The following is a 6,773-nucleotide window of genomic DNA, read 5'->3' on the forward strand; positions in this document are numbered from 1 at the left end:
AGTTTTTTTATGTTATATTGATGTTGACATTATATAAATAATATTGTTAATAAATGGGGTGTAAAATGAAAGTTCTTGTTGTTGAAGATGAAGCTGATATCAGAAATCTTATAAAAATAGCACTGGAGAGTGAAGGATATCTCGTCAACACCGCAGTTGACGGAATTGAGGCACTAAAAATATTAAAGGAGCAGGATTTTGATTTAGCTGTCTTGGATGTTATGATGCCGCGGCTTGACGGGTTTAATTTATTAAGAAAAATAAGAGAAGGAAGTACTATTCCTGTTATATTTCTTACAGCGAGAGCAGACGATATGGATAAGGTGCTGGGACTTGAAATGGGAGCGGACGATTATGTTTCCAAGCCATTCTCAATGAATGAGCTGCTTGCAAGGGTTAAGGCACAGCTTAGAAGAAATCATGACTATCTGGCTTCAAAAGATGATGATAATAACTTGCTTCAGTATGGTGATTTGGCTATAAACGCAGACAGCTGCTGCGCTTATGTTAAAAATGAACAGATAGAGCTTAATGCTAAGGAATACAAGCTTTTGTTACATCTTATGGAAAATCCGGAAAGAGTATTTACTAAAAAACAGCTTTATAATGCGGTATGGGATGATGATTATTACTATGATGACAATACAATTATGGTTCACATCAGCCATCTGCGCAACAAGATTGAAATCGATCCTCAAGATCCTGAATATATAAAGACTATACGCGGCATAGGATATAAGCTTCATAAAACGGGTGTTCACAATGAAAGGTAAGATTTCCAATCAATTTTTCAGGAATTATCTTATAATTTTCTGCCTGTCAATTTTAGCTGCCGTGCTTGTATATTTACTTTCCGGATTTACCAATGACATCATTTCAAAAACACTTGTAAAAAATATATATCCTGCAAGCCTGCTGATGAAAGATGATTATACAGATATTGATGCGGAACCCGTTGTTCGAAACGGAGGGGGCATTCAGGTAATCAATGATCGGTATGAGGTAGTATACTCTAAGGGATTAGATACGATTGGTACTGAAAGACTTACTGTAAGCGAATTCACTCAATTCCTTATCAGAAGCAAGGAAAAGGGACATCAGTACAGCTATGATATACTGTACAATCCGCAAGGCGGGTTTTGGCTGATAGTAACCTTTCCTACATCTATACGACTGGACATATCCTTTGTTTACAATAGAGAAGCCGTACCTAAGGATGTTAAAAATGTATCCCTAGTATTTGCTGCAATAATTGTTTTATATTTACTCATGTTGGGATTATTCGCAGTTGTTTTTTCGAGAATTTCATCCGTCAGTATTACTAAACCGTTAAAAATGCTGCTGACTGGAACTAAACGGTTAAGAGAGGGCGATTATTCAGCAAGGGTTAATTTGAATTTAAAAAATGAGTTTGCGGATTTACAGGATACCTTTAATGATATGGCACAAAAAATTGAGACGGAAATATCATTGAGAGAACAGGCGGAGCTTGAAAGAAAAAGAATGATAATGGATATTTCTCATGACTTAAAAAATCCTTTGGCAAGTGTTGTCGGATATACGGAGCTTTGTTTGCAAAAAACAGATGAATCAGACAAGAGCTTACGTGACTATCTTAAGATTATTTTAAAAAACAGCAGAAGGGCCTCTGATTTATTGAATGACTTATTTGAATTTGCCAAATTGGAAAGCGCGGATTACTCTATTAAGCTTCTTAAAACAGATATATGTGAATATTTAAGGCAGGCTTGCGGAGATTTGTTACCCATGCTGGAGCAGGCAGGCTTCGATTATAATTTTAATATCCCTGAAGAAGCTGTATACGTTATGCTGGATACCGTTCAGATGAACCGTGTATTATATAACCTGACTGATAATTTAATCAGATATAATCCGGAAGGAACAAGTTTGATTGTCAGTTTATATGAAGAGCATGACAATGCAGTAATCATATTTAAGGATAACGGAATCGGAATTCCCTCCGATATTGTAAATAATATTTTCAAGCCATTTGTAAGAGTGGACGATTCTCGTAATTCTCAAACAGGCGGAACCGGTCTGGGGCTTTCGATAGCATACAAAATTATTAGGAAGCATGGCGGCAATATTGATATACAAACGGATTTAAATCAAGGATGCACATTTATTATTACGCTGCCTAAGAAATAAGTACTACTGACGTCTATAGAGGGAGGCGTCTTAATTTAGATGATGGACTGTTGTGAAACGATATAGTTGAGCAACAGTCCATTTTTATATAATAGTTGACAGTAAATGATGCAAATAATATAATAATATTTGACTAAAGTAAAATATTATACTACAGTATAAAATTATTCTCAGGTGGTGTTATATGATTCAGAATATAAAAAATGTTAACTACCTTAATTTGATGAAGCATGATTTTTCTTTAGAATTATTTATACATTCCAATAATGTTGCCAATATTGCAATGAAAATGGCTGATGAAATTAAACTATGTGCCGGAGAAAAACAGATACTTTATGAAGAGGCATTATATCATGATATTGGTAAAAGTAAAATTCCGGAAGCTGTTTTGTATAAAAAGAGCAGATTATCACCCGATGAATGGGAGATTATGAAACAGCATACCATTTATTCGCAGGAATTATATTTATACGTCGTAGATAATAATGGTAATAGTACAGAAAAAGCAAGAATAATCAGACATCACCATGAGAATTGGGATGGAACAGGATATCCTGATAAAATAATGGGAGAAGATATTCCATTGCATAGCAGAATTATCAGAATAGCAGATATATTTGATGCAATCACGCAACGCAGAATATACAGACCTTATCGTATAGAAAACCCACTGAACTTAATGGAAGAAATGGAAGGTAAAGAAATAGAGTCTTATATTTTCAGGAAGAACTATTACTTATTCAAAAGGTTATTGGCGAATCAGTAAAAAACAGACATCAAGCTGTTGCCGTTAATCTATATGATAAATATATGAATACAAGGAGTCAAAATTAAAATGAACGGACCAAAGACACAATTAACATTAAGAGAGCTGAATTTTGCAAAAACAAGGTATAAAATTCTACAAACCTTTTTAGAATTAAATATGAAAAAAGATTATGAGAACATTACTGTAGATGATATATGTGATGTGGCGGAAATATCAAGAGGAACATTCTTTAACTATTTTCCTACGAAGGAGCACATTTACACTTATTACGGATGGTGCTTCTGTGCAAGACTTTTTGTTGAATTAAACACTGAAAAATATAAAAAAAGTTCAAGCTATGACAAAATTAAATTTATCTTTGATTTTACGGTAAAAGAAGACAATAAATATGATAATCAGATGCCCCTTTTTATAAGTCATATATTAAGGCGTGATATGAATATCATTAAGGAAGTAGAATATACAAAATCAGATTATATATATCAGTTCCCAAACGACGAAGCTTTAATTACGGACTCTTTAAAAATAAGAATACCTACTGTAGGGGAGCTACTTATAAATTTGCTGAAAGAAGGAATTGAAAAAAAAGAATTCAAATCTGATATAGATATTAAAAAAGCAGTGTTCCATTTGTTGTCTATATATTTCAGTCCATATATTATTTACAAGTTCCTGCGTCAGGAATGTCCCTTAGAAGAAGTATATACAGCATTGCTGGACGACATAATAGAACCCATGCGAAATAAAGATTAGGATTAAATAAATAAGTTATTTCAGTAAGGAGGAGATAATGAAAGTTCAAGAAATAAAAAGCAGGGGTATTTTATTTACATATGATGAATTGGAGTGGGATTTAAACTTTTATTTGATAAGGGGAAGAAAAAACAATTATGTGATTGATACAGGATTGGGGCCTCAGAACGTTTATAATGTTATGGAGTATATAAAAAATGACAACAGAAAGACTATTGTTGTAAATACACATTATCACTGGGATCATATATGGGGAAATTGTTCCTTTGAAGATTACATAATTGTGTCTCATACATTGTGCAGAGAGATGATTTTGTCGGAATGGTATGGTATGATGAGTAGAAACAGCCGGTATAGCCGCGGCATAGTCGAGATGTGTCTTCCGAATTTAGTTTTTCAGAATGAATTATACTTCCCTGAGGATAAAATCAGGATATTTCATACTCCCGGTCACACCGTTGATTCAATAAGTATCATGGACGAAGAGGATGGAGTGCTTGTGCTTGGAGACAATATTGGCGACAACATGGATGAGATTGTTCCAAGCATCAGTTGTGAAAAAGACGTATATATAAGTACAATGGAAAAATACGAGAAAATGGATTTTGACATTTGCATCTCAGGACATAATAAGATGCTGCAAAAAGGCGTAATCCGGAAGATACTGGATACAATTTAAAGGCGTTATTTAAGACAGTCCCTTTTTATGATTTATGCTTGACTAAGACATATGGTCATGAAGTATTATATATGTAGGCTTTTAAGAAAGGAAATATAACATATGAAAAAAGCATTGGTGGTTTATTATTCGCTTTTTCAGAATACAATGAACTTAGCATTTGAAATTGCAACTCAGATAGATGGTGATATAAGGGAATTAGTGCAGGAAGCATGACATATCAGGCAAAACCATTATTCCTTTTTGCACCCACGGAGGCGGAGGATTCGGGCAAATTGAAAAGGATATTGCCAAAGAGTGTCCAAATTCCATAATTGTGCCCGGTATCGCCGTTAATGGCATTGCTGACCCGGAAGAAGTCAGAAAATGGCTCGATTATATGCTCAAACTCTCATTTTGGTGCAAGAATTGAGAGGATTATATTTATAAATCACTATATACTTTAAATTGTAGGGAGATGATACGATGGAATGGATATCAAGATTGAATGAAGCGGTTGATTATATTGAAGAAAATCTTGACAAGGAGATCAGTCATGCTAAGCTGGCACAGATAGCATGTTGTTCAACCTTTCACTTTATAAGGATGTTTTCTTATATCGCGGATGTTCCGCTTTCTGAATACATCAGGCGAAGAAGGTTGACAATTGCGGCTTTTGATTTACAGACCGGTAACGATAAAATTATTGATATTGCTCTTAAGTATGGCTATGATTCACCTACTGCCTTTAACAGAGCTTTTCAGAATGTTCATGGAATTTCTCCGACTGCGGCTAAAAGGCAGGGAGTATCCTTAAAAGCATATCCTCGCATCAGCTTCAAAATAACAATTAAGGGAGATAGTGAGATGAATTACAAAATTGTAACGAAGGAAGCCTTTAAGATTGTGGGGGTAAAAGAGAATTTTAGTATGAACAGTGAGGAGTGCTTTGCAAAGGTTCCGGTTTTTTGGCAGGAAACGATTCAAAGCGGAGTTATACCTTCAATTCTTGAACTGATTAATTGTGAGCCATATGGTTTGTTAGGAGCAAGTACCGGTATATATGATAAAGAAATAGCTTACTACATTGCGGCATCCACAGATAAAGAAGCACCTGACGGAATGGAAGAATACTTGGTGCCTGCATGCACATGGGCTGTCTTTGAATGTATAGGAGCCATGCCCCATGCAATACAGGAGCTGCAAAAGCGCATTATAACAGAATGGCTGCCAACATCCGGCTATGAATATGCAAGTGCCCCTGATATAGAGGTTTATTTTGAAGGAGATCAGCAGGCCGCGGATTATAAATGCGAGGTATGGCTTCCGGTAATTAAAAAGTAATAAATTGAAAACGGGGCAATACGAAATCTAAGCTCAATGGACATACCATTGGGCTTAAGTTTTTTGATGGAATTAATATAATAACCGTTCCATGATGCTGAAATTGCTAATTGTTTTGGTGGATATGGAGTAGGATGGCATATTTCTTGCAATGATTTTTTCATAGATTAACTAATTAATAGGAGGAAACATATATGAGATTGTTAGACAAGGTTGCAATTATTACCGGAGGAGGAAGAGGTATTGGTGAAGCAACTGCTAAGAAATTTGCAAAGGAAGGCGCAAAGGTAGTTATAGCTGATATCAATAATGAAGATGTTAAGAAAACTGTGAATGAAATTCATGAAAATGGTGGAGTGGCAGCAGGTATAAATGTTGATGTAACAAATACTGAAAGTGTAAACAAAATGATAGATTTCACTTTAAAAAATTACGGCAGGTTAGATATTATAGTAAATAATGCCGGAATAACTATGGATTCAACCTTACTGAAAATGGCAGAGGAACAATGGGATGCAGTTATAGATGTTAATCTGAAGGGAGTATATATCTGTGGTCAGGCAGCTGCAAAAGTCATGGCAGAACAAGGCAGCGGAGTTATATTAAATGCTTCATCAGTCGTAGGCTTGTATGGAAATTTCGGTCAAACGAACTATGCGGCTACGAAATGGGGAGTTATCGGTATGACTAAAACATGGGCTAAGGAATTAGGGAAAAAGGGAGTTCGCTCAAATGCGGTAGCACCGGGATTTATAGCAACACCTATGGTTAAAAAAATGCCGGAGAAGGTAATAGATATAATGAAGGGAAAGTCACCGTTAGGTATATTAGGCGAGCCGGAGGATATAGCAAATGCTTATGCCTTTCTGGCATCGGATGAAGCTAAATTCATCACAGGATCAGTATTAGAAATAACAGGTGGAGTTGTACTATAAATAAAGCAATTATCTTAAAGAGAAGATGAACTTTTTAACATCCTGAGCCATTACCTTAAAAAGTAATGGCTCAGACTGCTGACAAAGTCAGCAGCAAGTAACAAAAATTACGAAAACTTAACAGAGAAACAGTTGGAAAACCAAC

8 protein-coding genes are annotated in these 6,773 nt (G+C 35.3%); all 8 read left to right on the forward strand.

Annotation, left to right across the window (positions count from 1 at the left end; all coding sequences use genetic code 11):
- Positions 1 to 65 precede the first annotated feature (65 nt).
- The gene (locus HZF24_RS15835; RefSeq protein WP_179239336.1) at positions 66 to 773 is read left to right on the forward strand and encodes a response regulator transcription factor; all 708 of its coding nucleotides are present in this window, start codon (positions 66 to 68) and stop codon (positions 771 to 773) included.
- Positions 763 to 2,169: a sensor histidine kinase gene (locus tag HZF24_RS15840; RefSeq protein WP_179239337.1), complete on the forward strand. Its 1,407-nt coding sequence runs from the start codon at positions 763 to 765 to the stop codon at positions 2,167 to 2,169. Before HZF24_RS15835 ends, HZF24_RS15840 begins: the two co-directional genes overlap by 11 nt.
- A gap of 184 nt (positions 2,170 to 2,353) precedes the next feature.
- Positions 2,354 to 2,935 carry an HD-GYP domain-containing protein gene (locus HZF24_RS15845; RefSeq protein ID WP_179239338.1) on the forward strand — a complete coding sequence of 194 codons (582 nt, stop codon included), beginning with the start codon at positions 2,354 to 2,356 and terminating at the stop codon, positions 2,933 to 2,935.
- 69 nt (positions 2,936 to 3,004) lie between these two features.
- On the forward strand, positions 3,005 to 3,691 hold the full coding sequence (locus HZF24_RS15850) for a TetR/AcrR family transcriptional regulator (RefSeq protein WP_179239339.1): 687 nt from the start codon (positions 3,005 to 3,007) through the stop codon (positions 3,689 to 3,691).
- A gap of 37 nt (positions 3,692 to 3,728) precedes the next feature.
- Positions 3,729 to 4,370, forward strand: coding sequence for an MBL fold metallo-hydrolase (locus tag HZF24_RS15855; protein WP_179239340.1), 642 nt, complete (start codon positions 3,729 to 3,731; stop codon positions 4,368 to 4,370).
- A gap of 235 nt (positions 4,371 to 4,605) precedes the next feature.
- The gene (locus HZF24_RS19445; RefSeq protein ID WP_407695758.1) at positions 4,606 to 4,782 is read left to right on the forward strand and encodes a flavodoxin; all 177 of its coding nucleotides are present in this window, start codon (positions 4,606 to 4,608) and stop codon (positions 4,780 to 4,782) included.
- Between the two features lie 53 nt (positions 4,783 to 4,835).
- The gene (locus tag HZF24_RS15865) at positions 4,836 to 5,693 is read left to right on the forward strand and encodes an AraC family transcriptional regulator (protein ID WP_179239341.1); all 858 of its coding nucleotides are present in this window, start codon (positions 4,836 to 4,838) and stop codon (positions 5,691 to 5,693) included.
- 194 nt (positions 5,694 to 5,887) lie between these two features.
- The gene (fabG, locus tag HZF24_RS15870) at positions 5,888 to 6,628 is read left to right on the forward strand and encodes a 3-oxoacyl-ACP reductase FabG (protein ID WP_179239342.1); all 741 of its coding nucleotides are present in this window, start codon (positions 5,888 to 5,890) and stop codon (positions 6,626 to 6,628) included.
- Positions 6,629 to 6,773 lie beyond the last annotated feature (145 nt).

The organism is Sedimentibacter hydroxybenzoicus DSM 7310 (assembly GCF_013403245.1).
Taxonomy (GTDB): domain Bacteria; phylum Bacillota; class Clostridia; order Tissierellales; family Sedimentibacteraceae; genus Sedimentibacter; species Sedimentibacter hydroxybenzoicus.